Origin of the sequence: Micromonospora sp. NPDC049107 (genome assembly GCF_040648595.1) — a bacterium.
Classification (GTDB): Bacteria; Actinomycetota; Actinomycetes; order Mycobacteriales; family Micromonosporaceae; genus Micromonospora.
In genome coordinates, this window is the sequence record NZ_JBEZEC010000003.1 from 440,548 (window position 1) to 458,013 (window position 17,466).

At 71.9% G+C, this 17,466-nt stretch carries 13 protein-coding genes; 5 read left to right on the top strand and 8 right to left on the bottom strand.

Annotation, left to right across the window (positions count from 1 at the left end; genetic code table 11):
• Nucleotides 1–8: 8 nt before the first annotated feature.
• Both AB0B55_RS10285 and AB0B55_RS10290 read right to left on the bottom strand, forming a co-directional pair.
• Complete coding sequence (locus tag AB0B55_RS10285; protein WP_357120359.1) at nucleotides 9–701, bottom strand: hypothetical protein; 693 nt, start codon at nucleotides 699–701, stop codon at nucleotides 9–11.
• A gap of 26 nt (nucleotides 702–727) precedes the next feature.
• Nucleotides 728–3,142 (bottom strand): PEP/pyruvate-binding domain-containing protein, encoded by a 2,415-nt coding sequence (locus AB0B55_RS10290; RefSeq protein WP_357120356.1) that lies wholly within the window; start codon nucleotides 3,140–3,142, stop codon nucleotides 728–730.
• An 83-nt stretch (nucleotides 3,143–3,225) separates the two neighbouring features.
• Here AB0B55_RS10290 and AB0B55_RS10295 point away from each other — a divergent pair, with 83 nt between their 5' ends.
• The 3 genes from AB0B55_RS10295 to AB0B55_RS10305 all read left to right on the top strand — a co-directional run bounded on the left by AB0B55_RS10295 (nucleotide 3,226) and on the right by AB0B55_RS10305 (nucleotide 7,353).
• Entirely contained in the window at nucleotides 3,226–3,885 is a 660-nt protein-coding gene (locus tag AB0B55_RS10295; protein WP_357171589.1) for a M23 family metallopeptidase, read from the top strand.
• Between the two features lie 73 nt (nucleotides 3,886–3,958).
• Nucleotides 3,959–4,189 (top strand): DUF2188 domain-containing protein, encoded by a 231-nt coding sequence (locus AB0B55_RS10300; protein ID WP_355050424.1) that lies wholly within the window; start codon nucleotides 3,959–3,961, stop codon nucleotides 4,187–4,189.
• Nucleotides 4,190–4,389: 200 nt separating this feature from the next.
• Complete coding sequence (locus tag AB0B55_RS10305) at nucleotides 4,390–7,353, top strand: fibronectin type III domain-containing protein (protein ID WP_357171505.1); 2,964 nt, start codon at nucleotides 4,390–4,392, stop codon at nucleotides 7,351–7,353.
• Between the two features lie 345 nt (nucleotides 7,354–7,698).
• On the opposite strand, the gene AB0B55_RS10310 is transcribed toward AB0B55_RS10305, so the two are convergent.
• From AB0B55_RS10310 to AB0B55_RS10325, 4 genes are all read right to left on the bottom strand, one after another.
• Nucleotides 7,699–8,682, bottom strand: coding sequence for a hypothetical protein (locus tag AB0B55_RS10310; protein WP_357120347.1), 984 nt, complete (start codon nucleotides 8,680–8,682; stop codon nucleotides 7,699–7,701).
• Between the two features lie 16 nt (nucleotides 8,683–8,698).
• Nucleotides 8,699–9,244, bottom strand: a complete 546-nt coding sequence (locus tag AB0B55_RS10315; protein ID WP_357120344.1) for a hypothetical protein — start codon at nucleotides 9,242–9,244, stop codon at nucleotides 8,699–8,701.
• Nucleotides 9,245–9,365: 121 nt separating this feature from the next.
• On the bottom strand, nucleotides 9,366–10,388 hold the full coding sequence (locus AB0B55_RS10320; RefSeq protein WP_357120341.1) for a DUF4331 family protein: 1,023 nt from the start codon (nucleotides 10,386–10,388) through the stop codon (nucleotides 9,366–9,368).
• A 153-nt stretch (nucleotides 10,389–10,541) separates the two neighbouring features.
• Nucleotides 10,542–11,798: a family 16 glycosylhydrolase gene (locus AB0B55_RS10325; RefSeq protein ID WP_357171506.1), complete on the bottom strand. Its 1,257-nt coding sequence runs from the start codon at nucleotides 11,796–11,798 to the stop codon at nucleotides 10,542–10,544.
• Nucleotides 11,799–12,089: 291 nt separating this feature from the next.
• On the opposite strand from AB0B55_RS10325, the gene AB0B55_RS10330 reads away from it, so the two are divergent.
• Nucleotides 12,090–12,488, top strand: a complete 399-nt coding sequence (locus AB0B55_RS10330; protein WP_357120335.1) for a hypothetical protein — start codon at nucleotides 12,090–12,092, stop codon at nucleotides 12,486–12,488.
• 14 nt (nucleotides 12,489–12,502) lie between these two features.
• Here the strand turns inward: AB0B55_RS10330 and AB0B55_RS10335 are convergent, their stop codons facing one another.
• The gene (locus tag AB0B55_RS10335; protein ID WP_357171507.1) at nucleotides 12,503–13,951 is read right to left on the bottom strand and encodes an aminotransferase class V-fold PLP-dependent enzyme; all 1,449 of its coding nucleotides are present in this window, start codon (nucleotides 13,949–13,951) and stop codon (nucleotides 12,503–12,505) included.
• Nucleotides 13,941–15,620 carry an ATP-binding cassette domain-containing protein gene (locus tag AB0B55_RS10340; RefSeq protein WP_357171508.1) on the bottom strand — a complete coding sequence of 560 codons (1,680 nt, stop codon included), beginning with the start codon at nucleotides 15,618–15,620 and terminating at the stop codon, nucleotides 13,941–13,943. The genes AB0B55_RS10335 and AB0B55_RS10340 overlap by 11 nt, the downstream gene beginning before the upstream one ends.
• 157 nt (nucleotides 15,621–15,777) lie before the next feature.
• Between AB0B55_RS10340 and AB0B55_RS10345 the strand changes: the two genes are divergently transcribed.
• Nucleotides 15,778–16,956, top strand: coding sequence for an alcohol dehydrogenase catalytic domain-containing protein (locus tag AB0B55_RS10345; protein WP_357171509.1), 1,179 nt, complete (start codon nucleotides 15,778–15,780; stop codon nucleotides 16,954–16,956).
• Nucleotides 16,957–17,466 lie beyond the last annotated feature (510 nt).

Genomic DNA, 17,466 nt, shown 5'->3' on the forward strand with positions numbered 1-17,466 from the left:
CGATCGTTTCACAGCGGGTGGCCGGGAGCCGCCGTCGCGCGGCGGTCAGTCTCCGGCGCGGGCGTGCCCCGGGCGCTGCGCAGCAGGCCGTCGGGGTCGTCGGCGTACAGTCGCAGCTCGTCCACCGGCGCGGACCGGCCTCGGGGCAGGTCGAAGGTCGTCGGCCGGCGCAGCACGACGTCGATGCTCGTCTGGCTGCCGACCGAGATGTGCAAAATCTGGCGCGCACCCTCCCGCTCGACCTGGATGGACCTGCTCGACGGCAGGGAGCGGTGCCGTTTGCGCAGCGCGGCGACGTCCGACCACGGGATCCAGATGTCGATGCCGGAGCTGTTGCGTACCCGCAGCCCGGTGTCGGCGACGATGTGTGGGTGGATGGTCATGCTCGCCCAGAGACCGACCATCCAGAGCAGACCCCAGATGCCGAGGCCGAGCACGATCCAGCGGGCCGGCCGCCAGGGGACCACGTGGCTGACGATCAGGTCGAAGATCGGGATCTCGACGGCCGACAGGGCGATGAAGATCCCGAGGATCGGCTTGACCACGCCGAGGTAGCCGAACGGCTCGTCGCCCGGCCCGAGCGGCAGGGGACGGCGACGCGCCCACAGGTAGAGGCTGCGCCACATCGCCGCCTCGGTCACGACCGCCCGGCGCAGCAGCGGCCCGACGGCCGCCCTGCTCGGCGTCCTCGTCTCGGTCATCGTCGTCCTCGGGGTCAGGTGGGTGGTCAGTGGACGGTCACGGCGCCCGCGCCACCGTCGACGGTGACGAGTTGACCCGTGGTGATCGTTCGGGTGGCGTCGGGCACGCAGATGACGGCGGGGATGCCGTACTCCCGCGCCACCGTGGGGCCGTGCGCCATGATCGCGCCCGTCTCGCTGACCAGGGCGGCGGCGGTGAGGAACAGCGGGGTCCAGCCGGGGTCCGTGGTCGCGGTGACCAGGACGTCGCCGGGCTCGACGTGGGCGGTGGCCGGGTCGTGCACGACGCGGGCCGGGCCGGTGACCCGACCTGCGGACGCTCCCACGCCGACGAGCGTCCCGTCACCGCCGGGTACCCGTGCCAGGACAGTCTCGACGTCGGTGCCGTCGGACAGCAGGGCCACCGGCACCGACCGGCGACGCAGCTCGCGGCGGTGCGCGGACCGCCGGGACGCGACGACGTCGCGCTGGTCGACACCCTGGTGTACGGCGACACACACCTCGTCGAGGGTCAGGAACATGATGTCGTCGCGCTGGTCCAGCAGCCCGGCGTCGGTCAGGTCGGCTCCGATCAACAGCAACTGTCGGCGGGTCTCCCGCAGTGGGTACAGCCCGGCGAACTTGCCGGCCTCGCGCAGGCCCGCCAGCGAGCGGGCGCGACCCAGCAGGAAACCGGCGATCCGGCCGCGTACCGGCCGCTGTCGGCGGGCCCGCGCGACGAGGTCTCTCAGCGCCGTCTCGGCCGTCGCGGCGGCACGGCGGAAGCGCTGGTCGGGGCCCTGCTCCGGGTCGGTGACCCGGAGATAGTTGGCGAGCGCGGCGAAGACCGGTGTGGGGTCCTCGGCCCAGCGCGGCACCCCGAGGTCGACCTCGGCCGCACCGCGGTGCCCGTACGCGTCCAGGAAGTCGGCCATGCCGATGTCGGGCAGCGCTCCGCGCAGGTGACGGGCGGCCAACTCGTCCGGTGGTGTGTCGAGCAGCAGTCGCCGGTGCTCACCCACGCCCTGGGCGAGTCGCCACAGCGCCAGGTCCATCTCGATGGTGACGTTGTGTGGCATCCCGCCGAGCACGGCGTGGATCTCGTCCGGACCGGCGATGCCCTTGAGCAGCGGGGACGGCAGCGCCGTGGCGAGCATGCCGGCGACGATCGGCCACATGATGGCGTCGCTGTGGTCGGTGTCGTCGCGCGCCTCGACGAAGCGCAGCCGCTCGGCGGTGGTCCGCAGGTCGTCGGGGGCCACCGAGCGGGCTCGGAGCTGATCGATCGCCTCGAACAGCCGAATGCGTGCCGTGTCCGGGCGGGCCAGGGCACGCCCGATTCCCACCGCCGCCCGGCCGGCGGTCCGTAGTGACGCCGCCCGCTGTGCCGTGCCGCGCCCGCCGCTGGTCGGGGCGAATCGCGGATCGGCCAGGACGTGCCGCATCACGGCCTGCGCCCGGGGGCCGAAGTCGACCGCCATGAGCTTGACCAGTCGTCGCCGGGACGACCTGCTCCGGGCCAGGTCGGTCAGGTCGCCGTAGAGGCGGCCGCCGATGTCGACGATCTCCACCCGGACGCCGAGCGCCGCGAGCGTCGCGGTGATCTGCGCCCGCAGGGTCGCCATGCCCATCGGGGTGACCGGTCGCAGCATGCCCTGGACGTGGCCGAACTCCAGGAAGACGCGGGGGAGGGGCTTGCCGGTGGCCGGCGGCAGGGGAAACAGGCTGGTGATCGGGCGTGACTGCAGCAACCACAGCACGTCGTCCGCGTCGATCGCCCACTCCACGTCCTGCGGGCAGCCGAAGTGCCCGGCCAGCCGCTCGCCGGCCGCCCGCAGCCTCTCCAACTGCGCGGACGTCAGGCACCCGGTGTCGTCCCGCGCGACGCCGTCGAGGACGTAGTGGTCCACGGCCGTGCCGCCGTCCACGACGGTGGTGCCGAGTCCCGGCGCGGCGTCGACCACCATCTCGTCACGCCGACCGGTCAGCGGGTTGGCGGTGTAGAGCACCCCCGCCACCGTGGGCGTGACCATGCGTTGCACGACGACGGCCATCGCCAGCTCATGCTGGTCGATCTCGTGGGCCTCGCGGTACGCGGTCGCGCGGTCACTGTGCAGGGAGTCCCAGCACTTCTCGACCGCGGCGACGAGTTCCGCCGCGCCGGTGACGCCCAGGACGGTGTCCTGCTGCCCGGCGAAGCTGGCGTCCGGCAGATCCTCGGCGGTGGCGCTGGAGCGTACGGCCACCGGGCCGGCCCCGAGCCGCTCGTACGCCGCGATGATCTCCGCCACCGGTACGACGCCGTGTCGGTGGGCCTCGGTGGTGACGCAGAACCCCTCGGGTACGCGTTCGCCGTGCCGGATCAGCGCGCCCAGCCCGGCTGCCTTCCCGCCGACCAGGTCACTCATCTCGGCGGTCACCTCGGACAACGCGAGCACGTACACGCCGACCCCCAGTTGCAATACGACTGCATTGCATCCACCGTAGCGCGTTGACGATGCAACTGCAACGCATCGCCGCTGGTCGAGGATGGCCGACGTCTGCCATGCTCGGGCCGGTGACGACCGGCCGCCCCACCAGAGTCCGCACCCATCGCCGTCCCCGCCGGCGAACCCTCGTCATCCTGCTCGCGCTCGTCGCGGCGGCGGCCGTCGCCGGCGTCGCCGTGGTCGTCGTGCCGATGCTGCGACCGGCCGGTCCCCGCCCGCTCTTCCAGATGCCCGTCACCTGCGGGGAGACCTGGCAGCTCAGCACCTACCCCGGCCACGACGACTACGACGTCGACTTCTTCCCCATCGAGGGCGAGTCGTGGGGGCGTCCCGTCCTCGCCTCCTACGGCGGCACCGTCACGGTGGCCGGCATCAACGGCTCGCTGGGTGGGCGTACGCCGGAGAACCCGGAAGGGCCGCGCGGACGTGGCGGTGGCTACTGGGTGAAGATCGACCACGGCGGCACCTGGGAGACGCAGTACCTGCACCTCCTCGAACCGCCGCTGGTCACGGTCGGTCAGAAGGTCACCCAGGGCGAGCAGATCGGTCGACTCGGCAGCACCGGCAACTCGGGCGCTCCGCACCTGCACTACGAGCAGCGCCGAGGTTGGGACAAGGTGGAGACCCACTTCGACGGCACGCCGTCGGGCATCACGACCGACGAGGAGGAGCAGATTCTCCGCCGGGTGAGCAACAACTGTCCGGCCGTCTCCTGAGGACGGCGGTTTGCCCGCCCCCGCTCAGGGCACTGAAGAGGACGACCGCGCAGACGCAGGGGAGGAGCTGGCGATGACCAAGGGCGATGTCGACACGTACCAGGAGAACGGCCAGTGGAAGAACCGCCCGGAGGGCAACGACCGGGCCAGCAGCACGCATGACACCAAGGCCGACGCGCAGGAACAGGGCCGCGAGATGGCCGCCGACCGGGGCGTCGAGCACGTGATCAAGAAGCAGGACGGCACGATCGGGGAGAAGAACACCTACCCGCGCAGCCGCGACCCCCGCGACATTGCGGGCTGATCACCCCACCGCCTGCGGACCGGCCCCCTCGGTGTGACCGAGTGGGGCCGGTCCGCTTCCGTATGGGCTTCGCCGGCTTCCGCGTACCCAGAGTATTGGGGGCTTTTGGGGTATAGAGTCCCTTTTGGGATTGGAGTGACCAGCGGAGGATGGACGTGGCGTTTCCAGGACTGTGTCGTCCGATGGGCACCCTGGCTCTCGTGGCCGCCGTGACCGCGGGGGCGCTGACGCTCACACCGCTACCGGCGTCGGCCGTCGGGTCCGTCCTGTTCGACCAGCCCTTTCACAACAACACCGCGAACGGCATCGGCCCGGTGACGGTGCCGGGCGTGCCCACCGCCGGCGGGACCAATGCCGCCTGCCTCAGCGCGGCCGGCAACACGACCACCGGCCCGCTACTGAGCTGCACCACCTCCACCGACCCGCAGGGCGCGGGCAAACTGCGCCTCACCCCCGCCACGATCAACCGCCAGGGCGGGGTGTTCGGCGCGGTCAGCGTTCCCACCTCGCAGGGTCTGCACCTCACCTTCAACACCTACCAGTACGGCGGCTCCAACCCGGGCGCGGACGGCCTCGCCTTCGCGCTGGCCGCTGTCGACCCCGCCAACCCGAGGTCCCCGGCGACCCTCGGTCAGACGGGCGGTTCGCTGGGCTACTCGGCGGCGTTCAACGGCGTGTCGGCGGGTCTGTCCAACGGCTACCTGGGCATCGGGCTGGACGTCTTCGGCAACTTCAGCAGCAGCACCTACCAGGGCACCGGCTGCACGAACCCGCCGTACATCAACACCACCGGGGGGCGCGTACCCGGGCAGGTCGTCGTCCGTGGTCCGGGCCGCAACGGCGTCGGCTACTGCGCGATCAACAGCAGCGCCGGCAGCACCTCGGCCCCCGCCCTGGCGTTGCGGGCCAGCACCCGGGCCGCGTCCGTGGTGCCGGTCGAGGTCGTCATCAACACCACCGGCTCGCCGTACATGACCGACAGCGGGATCACCACTCCCGCCGGTCAGTACCGGATCCGCTTCACCCCGGTCGGCGGTTCCGCGCAGACCCTTCAGGGCGCGCTGCCGGTCGTGTCGCCGACCCTGTACCCGTCGCCGACCTGGCTGAACGCCGACGGCTACCCCCGGCAACTCGCCTTCGGCTGGGTGGGCTCGACCGGATCGGTCACCGACTTCCACGAGGTCGACGAGGCTCGGGCGGTCAGCTTCAACCAGGTGCCGGACCTCAACGTCGCGCAGACCAGCGCGGTCGGCCCCACCCCGCAGCCCGGTGACCCGGTCACCTACTCGATCATCGCGGGGGTCGACGCCGGCGCCACGGAGACGTCGCCCATCTCGGTCACCCAGACCGTGCCGACCGGCGTCACGCCGCGCGGCGCGGTCGGCACCGGCTGGGTCTGCGGCCCACCCTCAGGCCAGACCATCACCTGCACCAACAGCAACGGTCCGTTCCCCGGCGGCACCTTCCTGCCGCCCATCACCGTCGTCGCCACCGTGACCGGAACCGGGGTGACACCGGCACTGATCCAGACCGCCACGGTGGCGACCTCGTCGTCGGTCGACGCGAACCCGGGCTACTCCGGCATCGCCACCGGCGTCGCGCCAGCCACCGCACCGAGCGGTGTGACCGTCACCCCCGCGCAGAGCTCGATCGCCGGGGGCATCGCCGTCACCGTCGGCGGCAGCAACCTCACCGGTGCGACCGCGATCACCATCGGTACGCCCGCCGAACCGCAGGCCGGCACGTCGGTGCTGCTGCTGCCCTGCACCTCCGGCCCGGCGGCCGGCTGCTTCACCGTCAACCCCGACGGCACCCTCGGCATCTCCTCGATGCCCGCCCGCTCCAGCGCGGCGACGGTCACGGTCAGCGTCGTCACCCGAGGCGCCGCCGGGTCGGCGAACTACGTCTACGCCTCGGCGCCCGCCACGCCGGCCACGCCGACCGCCGTCGCGGGTGTCACCAGCGCCACCGTGAGCTGGACCGCGCCGGCGAGCAACGGCAGCCCGATCACGGCGTACCTCGTCACCCCGATCCGGGACGGCGTCACGCAACCGACCCTCTCCTTCGACGCCTCCACCACAAGCCGCACACTGACCGGGCTGACCGCCGGCTCCTCGTACGCCTTCCGGGTCGCCGCGGTGAACGCGTACGGCACCAGCGCGGCCAGCCCGGTGTCGGCGGCGGTGGTGCCGTACACCCTGCCGGGCGCACCGGCGATCACTTCGGTCACCGGGGGGACGACCGCCGCCAGGCTGAGCTGGACGACCCCGGCCAACGGCAGTTCGCCCATCACCGGTTACACGGTGACGCCCTACCTCAACGGAGTGGCGCAGGCCCCCCAGACCTTCAGCGGGACCGCCACGATCCAGGTCGTCACCGGACTGACCGGCGGCGCCACCTACACCTTCCGGGTGGCCGCGATCAACGCGGCCGGTACCGGCCCCCAGTCGGCCCCCTCCGCGCCGGTGGCGGTCAACCCGCCGCCGACCCTGAACTTCGCGCCGCCGCCGCCGGGCAAGGCGTACGTGCCGTACCAGTACCAGCTCACGGTGACCGGCGGCACGAGTCCCTTCGTCTGGTCGGTCAGCTCCGGAAGCCTGCCCCCCGGCCTGAGCCTCGACCCGGCCACCGGCCTGCTCGCCGGCACACCGACGGCGTCCGGCACGTTCCCGTCCACCGTGCGGGTGACCGACTCGTTCAACCAGTCCGACACGAGGGCTGCGCAACTGGTCATCAGTCCGCTCGGCGGGCTCTCCATCAGCGTCCCGACGATCTCCCCACTCGGCACCGTCACCTCGGATGCGACAGGTGTCTCGGGTCAACTCGGCCCGGTCACCGTCACCGACGACCGTGGCCCCTTCTCCGGACGGTGGGTCAGCGTCGTCTCGACCACGAACTTCACCACCGGTTCCGGCACGTCGGACGAGACCATTCCGAACAGCAACATCACGTACGCCTCCGGGCCAGCCCTCGCCACCACCGGTGACGGGACGTTCCTCCCGCAGCCCGGCGCCGTACTGGACACGCCGCGCACGGCCGCCGGCTGGTCCGGCCAGACCGGCGGCGCGAACTCCGCCACCTGGAATCCGACGCTTGTGGTGCGGCTTTCGAACGGGCTGGTGGTCGGAGACTATGTGGCGGTCGTGACGCACTCGGTCATCTAGGTGTTCTGTCCAGAGAGGTTGGGGACGCGGCGGTCGACGGCGCCGACGAGACGTTCTCACGACACCATGCCGGGTCGGGTGACCGACCTGTCCGACGCGTTCGCCGAGAAGCGCTGGGACACGCGCGGGTCGGCACGACGCGCCACACGTGCCTCCGGGTGACGCCTCGTCAGATAGCGGCGTGAGATCGTCGGCCGTGACCTGCCGCGTGCCGGCCGGTGGCCTGCCGCGTGCCGGCCGGTGACCTGCCGCGTGCCGGCCGGTGGCCGGTCTGAGGCTGCTCCGAGAGGACGTCGCCCGGCCGTTCCAGTACGGGAACGGCCGGGCGACGTCGAGCGTTGGCGGTCAGGCCAGCCGGGTCCGTTGCCGGCGGACGAGGTGCCAGCCACCGAGGCTGACCAGGACCAGCGCGGCGAGCCCGCCGACGGCGTAGACCAGCCAGCCTGGCCCGGTGGCCGTCGTGACCGCCATCGGCGCGGCGACGGGCAGGACGATCGTGCCCGTCGCGGTGCGCTCGACGGTGCCGCTGGCGAATGTCGCGTGCACCTCCCAGGTGCCCGCGGGCAACGACTGGTTGACCTCGACGCGGACCTGGCCGCTCTGGCCGGGCAGGATCGTCACGCCGTTCGTCACCTTGAACGGTCCGGCCTGCACCGCCGCCTTGCGCAGCGACAGCGTGCCGGTCATGTCCAGGGCGCGCTGGCCGGTGTTCGTGATTTTGGCGGACACCACGGGAAACTCGCCGGTTCCGGGCTCCGCGGTCAGTCCGTCGATGCGGAAGTCCGTCGGTGGCTCACCGCCGGGGCCGACGTCCAGGTAGACCCGGATGCCGACCCGGTGGATCTGCGTGACGTTGCCGCCGCGCTCCTTCGAGCTGGTGACCTGTGCCCAGATCGCGGCGTACCGCTCACCCTTGGACGCCTTGCTCGGGACGGCGATCTCGACCTCGACCGGTCGCCGCTCGCCCGGGTCCAACTCCAGCCTGGCGGTCTTGAGCCGGATCCATCCGCTGAGCTCGTTGCCCGTACGCCCCTCGGGCACGGCGAAGGCGTTCTTCTCCACCGACGCCGCCCCGGAGTAAAAGTCGATCTTCTGCGTCTCGTCCGAGGTGTTCTGCACCTCGACCCGACGGTGGATCGTCGTGCCCGGCTTCAGGTGGTCCACGATGTAGACCTGCGCGCGGGGGTCCTGCACCCGACTCGCGGGAATGTCCAGCATGCGGATGCTGATCGCGGCATCGTCGGCGGGTTCCTGTCGCTGCTCCCGCGCGGCAACGGCTGGTGCCGCCGACACCCCGAGCGCCACGAGGGCGACCGAGGCCAGCAACACCAGCCGGCCGAGCGGTTCAGAACACCGAATGTGTCACCGTCCCGGTGTAGACACCCTGGACGGTGCCGACCGGAATGTCCACCACCAGCGTCGGGTTCCAGGTGGCGAAGTTGTTGCCCGTACCGCCGGTGTGGCTCATCGCGGTGCGGGGCACGTTGATGATCACCTGCTGGGCCGAGGTGGGCTGCCCCGGAGTGAAGGTGCCCCCACCGGCGGTCGCCGTGGCGGGACCGGACCAGTACAGGACGTTGATGTTCGGGATCGTCTCCCCGGAGCTGCCGCCGCCGGTGGTGAAGTCGGTGGAGATGACGTTGGCGGTCCAGTTCGGGGTGAGCGAGCCGCGCTGGTCGAGCACGGTGACCGGGCCGAGCAGGCCGGTGACGGACGAGCCCTCGACGCCGTGCCCGATGTTCGCCGTCGCCGGTACGGTGATCGAGAGACCACCGGCGGCATCGACGGTCAGGGTCACGATGGTGTCGCCCGTCGTGTCGGCGGCTGCCGGCCCGGCGAGAGCGAGGGCGGCGGCGAGGCCGGCCACGCCCGCGAGAAGTTTCCTGCGCATCAAATCTCCTATCTGAATCGCCCAACGGATGTGATTCAGAGATTAACCACGCAGAGTCTCCCAAAACGGTCAAACGACACCACCGTCATCCGGCTGGGTCGCCGCCAGGCCCGTGCGGCGGTCAGGCCGGCACCACGTACGGGAACGCGTCGGCGCGGGCGGCCTTCGTGACGTCGGGGGTGAGTCCGGAGGTGGTGCCGGTGTTCAGGACCAGGGAGAACATCACCTCGGGCGCGTTGTCGGCCATGGTGCGACCGTTGCGGACCGCGAAGCCGTAGTTCGCGGCCGTGCCCACCGTGTACGACAGCACGTCGGGGTAGAGCGCGCGGGCGACGCTCCAGCCGTACGCCTGGGGGTCCGGCGCGGTGCCGTTCGCCGCGACGACCCCGGCGACCGCCTTGGCGATCTCCTCTCCGTCCTCGGGCAGGTCCTGCTTGGGGTGCCGGAAGTTCGCCGGATCCGAGAAGTCGGTGTCGTGCGGCCAGAACACGGGCCACATCATGGGGTGGCCGGCGCGGTTGATCTGCCGCCATCCGCCCGCGTCGGTGGCGAGCAGGGTCCGGCACCAGACGCCGATCTCGGTGCCCTCGCGCAGCAGCGGCTCGTCGTGGGAGACCTCCAGGACGATCGACTCGACCGTGGTGCCGGCGAAGCTGTTCGTCGCCTGATCGGCCCGCCACGTCGAGCGGTCCACCTTCGCCCCGTTCTTGACCGCGCCGTTGATGGTGGCGAGTTCGCCGAGATCGATGTAGAACGGGTCGGTGATCCGGCCCGCCCAGACCCGGACACGCTGCCCGGTCGTCACCTCGCCGGTCCGGCCCTCGGCGATCGGAGTGCCCATGGCGGCGTCGTCCCGGGCGTCGGCGCCGGTGAGTTCGTACAGTTGGAGGGTCTGCGTGGCGTTGCCGTCCGGCTCGCCGAACGCGAACCGGTAGGTCAGCTCCTCGGTGTCCGCCCCGTTGAAGTGAATCTTGAACTCGTAGCGGGCCTCGGCGTGGAAGCCACGCTTGATGTCGGCCCTGGTCACCGAGCTGTTGACGTCCATGACGAACACCGTGGCGTGGTCGCCGTCGAAGACGTAGAGGTCGTCGATGTAGAGCTGACCTCCCTGGGCCGCGAGGGGGGTGTCGAGGTGGTGCGACATGGGCTCACTCCCGTGATGGCTATATACGGACTAAACCGAACATAGCGGTCGCTGGGTGGTCGCCCGACCGAATCGGGTTCGGGGCACTGTCGCGCACGCGAACGGGCCGTCCGAGGCTGCGCTCGGACGGCCCGTTCGCTCATGCCGGTCTGCTCAGAAGCGGGACCACTTCTGGTTGGACGCGCCGAGGCAGTCCCACAGGTGCAGCTTGCCGCCGTTGTTGGGGTTGGCCTCCCGTACGTCGACGCACTTGTTGGCGCTGAGGTTGACCAGGTCGCCCGCGCTGTTGAGCGTGAAGCGCTGGGCCGGGTTGCCGTTGCAGTTGACCAGGTTGACCTCGGTGCCGTTGGCCGTGCCGGCCCAGGCCGGGTCCATGCACTTGCCCATCGCCCGGACGGTCCCGTCGGAGGCGAAGGTCCACGCCTGCGCCGCGGTCGTGTTGCAGTCCCAGATCTGCAGCTTGGCGCCCTCGACGGGGTTGGCGCTCGGGATGTCGATGCAGCGCCCGCTCTGCGCTCCCCGGAGCCGCGTGGTGCCGGACGGCGGGTTGCCGCCGTCGGAGGTGTAGCTCGACACCCGGACGTAGTCGACGAGCATCTGCTGCGGGAACTGGGTGGAGCCGTCCGGGTAGCCGGGCCAGTTTCCCCCGACCGCCACGTTGAGAATCATGAAGAACGGGTGGTCGAACACCCAGCGGTTGCCGCCGAGGCGGGCCGGGTCGACCCGGTGGTACTGCACCCCGTCCAGGTACCAGGTGATCGCGCCCGGCTCCCAGTCCACCCGGTAGTCGTGGAAACCGTCGGCGAGCGGGCCGCCGATGGTACGGCTGCCGGTGATGCCGCCACTGCCGGAGTAGCCGGGGCCGTGCACGGTGCCGTAGACGGTGTTGGGCTCCCGGCCGATGTTCTCCATGACGTCGATCTCGCCGGCGTCGGGCCACCCGCCGCCGGTGCCGAGCATCCAGAACGCCGGCCAGATGCCCTGACCGCGCGGGATCTTGATGCGGGCTTCGAAGCGACCGTACGTCTGGGTGAAGGTCGCCGCCGTCAGCAGCCGGGCCGAGGTGTACTCACAACGGCCGTAGTGGCACTGGTAGTTGGCGGGGTTCTCCCGACGGGCGGTGATGACGAGGTTGCCCTGGCCGTCGTGTACGGCGTTGCTGGTGCTGTTGGTGTAGTACTGCCGCTCGTTGTTGCCCCAGCCCCCGCCGCCGATGTCGAAGCGCCACTTGTTCGCGTCGACGGGCGTACCGGCCGGGGCGTTGAACTCGTCCTGCCAGGTGAGTCCGCCGATGGCGGCCTCGGCGCGGTCGGACTGACCCGGGAGGGTGAGGGTGGCGAGGGTGGTGACGAGGGCGACCGCCGCGAGGACGAGGGGGCGGCTGCGGGAGGTGGGGCGGGCTGTGAACACGGGAGGCTCCTCAGCGAGGTGAAGGGGAGGCGGCGCGTCGGAGACGGCGCGGCAGAGAATCTTGGAGAGCGCTCTCCAAGCGAAGCATGTCGATATGGTGACCTTTCTGTCAAGAGTGTTTCCAATGCCGCGACGGTCCGTTACCGCCCGATCGCACCCCTCGATAGCGGTCGAATCGACACTTCCTATTGCCGTGGAGCGTCCACCCGGGACAGGATGACGAGGTCCGCAGGAAACCTCCCCGTAACCTGCGTGCTGCTGGTCTCTGTCACAAGGAAGTGGGAGTCAGTCATGAGCGACGCGTCGACGGCGCTGGGTGTGCGCCTCTACCCGGATCTGGTCGAGCGGGGTGGCCTGGCCCCCGCGCTCATCGAGACCGCCGACCGCCACCGGCTCGACATCGGCCGGGTGACCGCACCCGAGCAGGGGCGGGCCCGGTTCACCTGCGCCGAGCTGCACTCCGACCAGGGCGTGGTCTGTGTCGGGCTGGGCTCGCAGGCCCGGTACTTCATGATCGACGTCCGCTCCGCGGGCGAGGTGCTGGCCCGCGGCGACTGCATGGACCTGGTCCAGGTCGCCCAGGTTGCCTCGGCCTGGCGGGAGGGGGCGACCCTCGCCGAGCTGGCCGCCCGGTTCGCGTTCATGGAGGAGATCACGCACCGCCCGGCGCCGGTGGCCCAGGTCGGCTAGCCCCGGAGGGCACGTCAGCACCGGAGCCGGGGCGGCAACGGCGGCCCGGCCTCACCGTCCCGGTCCAGGTAGGACGACTCCACGAAGGCGACGAAGCGTTCGGCGTCGGCCGCGGTGGACGCCAGCCCGAACGACACCCGGACCGCGCCGCCGGTCGGTAGCGCCAGCGCGTCCAGGTACTCGTCGATCGTGCCGATCTGGGCGAGCAGGCGTCGCCGCAGCGTCTGCCGGGTGATCCCGAACGCCCCCTCGCCCGCACCCGGATTGCAGAAGCATCCGGTCCGCAGGGAGAAGCCCGCCGCGGCGGCCTCCCGGGCGACGAGTCGCTCGTCGACCGGCGTGCCGTCCGGCCGCAGCACGTTGAACGTCACGGTCGCGCCCCGGCCCTCGCCCGTGGCCGGCCCGTACACCCGCACCAGCGGTTGGCCGGTGCGGTGCCGCAGCGCGGTCAGGCGGTCCAGCAACCAGGCGGTGAGCAGGCCGACCCGGCTGTGCACGAGATCCACGCCGATCGAGTCGAGCCACCGCAGCCCGAACTCCACGTCCGGAATGCTCAGGAAGTTGAGCGTGCCGTCCTCGAACGCCGACTCGTCGTCCATCGAGCGGTGCCAGTCACCCTGCACGCTGACCGCCCTGATGGTGCCCCCGGCGAACCACGGACGGCGCAGCCGGGCCAGCGCGTCACGACGCGCCAGCAGCGCGCCGACGCCAGTCGGATAACCGAACAGCTTGTACCAGCTCAGGCAGACGAAGTCGGGTCGGACGGCGCGCAGGTCCAAGCGGTTCGTGGCGGTGAACGCGGCGGCGTCCAACAGCACGTCGTAGCCGTGCCGGTGGGCCAGCTCGACCCAGCCAAGGGGATGCTGCACGCCGGAGAAGTTGCTCTGCGCCGGGTACCCGAACAGCCCACGGCGGCCGGACCGAACCCCGCTGCCGGCGTCGAGCACCGAGACCAGGTCGGCCTCGGCGACCCGCAGCTCCGGGCCGCTCAACGGCACGTACCGCACCGCCGCGCCGGCCGCCCGGGCGTACTCGCGGATGCCGTTGACCGAGTTGTGGTTGTCCCAGGTCAGCGCGAAGGGTGCGGTCGGTCCGAAGGGGTACGCCTCGCCGACCAGACGGCAGGCGCCGCTGGCGTTGGGGGTGAAGACCACCGCGTACTCGGCGGGGTCGGCGGAGAAGAAGTCGAGCACCGCCCGCCGGGCCGACTCCACCAGCGAGCCGGCCGCCGCGCTGGTCGGGCTCTCCGAGTGCGGGTTGCCGTACGGCCCCGTTAGCAGCCGGTCGTGGTGCGCCCGCACCTGGGCCCGTGCGGTCACCCCGGCCCCGGCGTAGTCGAGGTAGACCTGGCCGTGCCGGTCGAGGTGCGGGTACTCGGTGGCGCGTAACTCGTCGATCCGCGCGGTGTCGGCGTACCCGGGCAGGTCTGTCGGCGAGAGGGCAGGGGCGCGCTCAGGCCGCACGGCGGGCCTCCCGCCGTACCAGCACCGCCCAGGTCGCCGCGAGCGAGAGCAGCACAAACCCGCCGAGTACCAGCCAGTCGACCCAGACCGCTCGCGCGAAGGTGTCGCCGTACGTCTGCGACAGCGGCGGGCCGAGCGGTGAGCCGCCGTCGCGCCACAGCCGTTCCACCCCGGCGGTGTGCCCCAACCCCTCGAACGCCCAGCGGTTCGACATCGCGTAGCTGAGCCACCGGCCGCCGTCCGCCATGGCCGGCACCGGCAGGATCGCCCCGACGAACAGCACCTGCGGGAAGCACAGCATCGGCAGCATGAGGGTCGCCTGGGCCGCGTCCGAGACGGCCGCGGAGCAGAGCAGGCCGAGCGCGAGCGCGGCCGCCGAGGAGAGCAGCAGGGTCGCGTACAGGGCCGCGAAGTCGCCGCCGCCGACCGGCGGCAGTCGGTCCATGCCGCGCAGCACCCCGAGCGGGGCCAGGTCCACCAGGGCGAGCAGCGGCAGCAACACCGCGACCTTCGCCATCAGGTACGGCAGCAGCCGGACACCCGCCAGGCGCTCCCGGCGCAGGATCGGCAGCTCCGTGCAGATCTGGAGCAGACCGTAGGTCAGGCCGAAGAAGAAGCCGCCGAACGCGATCCAAAAGAGGATCATCACGGTGACGGTCGGGCTCGGGCTCGCCGGGTCGAACGCGCCGGGGCGGAACAGCAGCGCGAACATCCCCAGCACCATCAGTGGTGAGCCGAGCAGGATCGCCAGCGTCAGTCGGTTGCGGGCGACGATCTCCGCGTTGCGCGCCGCGAGGACCCACCACTGGCGCAGCCGGCCGACCGGCCGTCCCGGACCCCTGCCGCCTGGGTCGCCCGTGGTGGCGGTCGGTCCAACGGCGCGCGACGCGGCGAAGCGCTCGGGCCAGACGGTCTGGTCGGACTCCTCATCGAGCAGCAGGTGGACCTCCGCGAGGGACCGCAGGCCGAAGAACTCCCGGGCGGCGTCGGGCGTGCCGGCGTACGCCAACCGCCCCTCGCGGGTCAGCACGACCACCCGGTCGCAACGGTCCACGTCAGTGACCTGGTGGGTGGTGAGCACGACGGTCGCACCGGCGTCGGCGAGCGTCCGCAGCGCCCGCAGGAGGTCCACGGCGATCGCCGGATCCAACCCGGAGGTGGGCTCGTCGAGGAAGAACACGCCGGGTCGGGTCAGCAGCTCGACGGCGATGCTGGCGCGCTTGCGTTCACCGCCGCTGAGGCGACCCACCGGCACGTCGGCCCGCTCGGTGAGCCGCAGCTCGGCGAGCACCTCGGCCACCCGGCGCGACACCTCGGCGGGGCCGGTCCCCGGTGGCAGGCGCAGCTGGGCCGCGTACCGCAGGGTGCGGGCCAGCGGTAGCTCGCGGTGGATGATGTCGTCCTGCGGGACGAAGCCGACCGAGCCCGGGACACCGTCATCGTCGTACCCCACGGTGCCGGCCGCCGGTCGGCGGACCCCGGCCAGCGTCTCCAGCAGGGTGGTCTTGCCCGCGCCGCTGACCCCGATGATCGCGACCAGCTCGCCCGGCGCGACGGTCAGCGAGATGTCGTCGAGGACGCGACGTCCACCTCGGACGGTCGCCCCCAGGTCACGGGCCACGATGCCGACGCCGGTGCGCGGTGGGGACGTGGTCTGTTCGGTCGTCATGTCGAAGGTGCCCGATCCGGTCGGCGAGGTGGTGCCCCTGACATCGTGCTTCGCCGATGCTACGTCGCGCGGCGGACCGTCCTGCCCGTCGATCGCCCCGGCATGAATCGGCCAACCGGGGGAAGACCGACGCTCCACCACCTGAGGGGGAGCCGGTATGAGAGCCGTCGTCTACGTAGACGTTCGGGACGTCGCGGTACGGGAGGTGCCCGACGCGAGGATCGAGGCGTCGACGGACGCGCTCGTGCGGATCACGTCCACCGCCCTGTGCGGCACGGACCTGCACATGTACGACGGGCGCACCAGCGCCGAACCGGGGTTGGTGTTCGGCCACGAGCCGCTGGGTGTGGTGCAGGAGGTCGGCTCGGCGGTGCAGACCGTGCGACCCGGCACCCGGGTGGTGATCCCCACGCACCTGTTCTGCGGCACCTGCGTGATGTGCTCGCGCGGGCTCTCGGCGGCCTGCCTGCGGGCACGGGCCGAGGGGCCGGGCGCCGCCTACGGCTACGCCGGGATGGGTCCGTACCGGGGTGCCCAGGCCGACCTGCTGCGGGTGCCGTGGGCCGACGCGAACTGCGTGCCCGTGCCGGGAGAGCCGGGCGACGCGTACGAGGACGACTTCGTGCTGCTCGCCGACGCGTTCGTGACCGGGTGGCACGCCGCGGCGACCCTCGCCGAGGTGCAGGCCGGCGACACCGTGGCCGTGTTCGGCGCCGGCACCATCGGTCTGCTCGGCGCGTACTCGGCGCTGCTGCGGGGCGCCCGGGTCGTCTACTGCGTCGACGGGGTGGACGCCCGGCTCGACAAGGCCGGTGAGCTCGGCGCGGTTCCGGTCGACTTCCGCCTCGGTGACCCGGTGGAGCAGATCCGCGCCGACCGCGCGCGGGCCGGTCTGCCGCTGGGCGAGGAGAAGTTGGGCGGGATCGACCGGGTCATCGACGCGGTCGGTTTCCAGGCGCGCGACCGGGAGCACCCCGACCAGGAGCGCCCGGACCAGGTGATCGCCGACGCCGCCCGGCTGGTCAATCCCGCGGGTTCGATCGCCGTGGCGGGCGTCTACCCCGAGAAGGACCTACACCCGCGGCCGGGCGCGAGCGCCCGCGAGGATCTCGTCGCGCCCTGGGGGACGCTGTTCACCAAGGGCGTCGCCGTGCGGTTCGGACGCACGCACGATCGTCGCTACACGGTGCTGCTGCGGGACATGGTCGTCGCCGGCCGGGCCCGGCCCGGTGTGATCGTTACCCACCACGGCGTTCTCGACGACGCGCCGGGGCTGTACCGCAGCTTCGACCGCCGCGAGGACGCGGTGATCAAGGCGGTGCTGCACCCCAGCTGACCGGTCGACCTCCACCGCCCGCCCCCGCCCCCGCCCCGCCCCGCCCCGCCCCGCCTCGCCCCGCCCCGCCTCGCCCCGCCCCGCCTCGCCCCGCCCCGCCTCGCCTCGCCTCGCCTCGCCCCGCCGATCTTGCACTTTCGGTCGTCGACATGAGCGGAATGCCCGCTATGCCGCCACAGCGAGTGCAAGATCGCGCGTGATCACCGCCCGCCCCGTCGATCATGGAGTTGTGGTGCCGGGTTTGGAGATTGACGCGCGCTTTGTCACCCACCACAACTCCATGATCGACGGGGCGGGGCGGGGCGGGGCGGGGCGGGGGCGGGGCGTGCGGGGGTGGCGGCCGTCGATCCCTTCGCTCGGGGGAGGCGTGGGTCACATCGCAGGCCGCGGTCGGCCGAGGCATGCTGGACGGGTCGCCGGCCTCATGGCTCGATCACCACCGTTCGATGGCAGTTCGGCCGCGGCGCACGGGTGTCCGCGCCTGCTGGGGCGGATTGTGCCTGGTGGCGA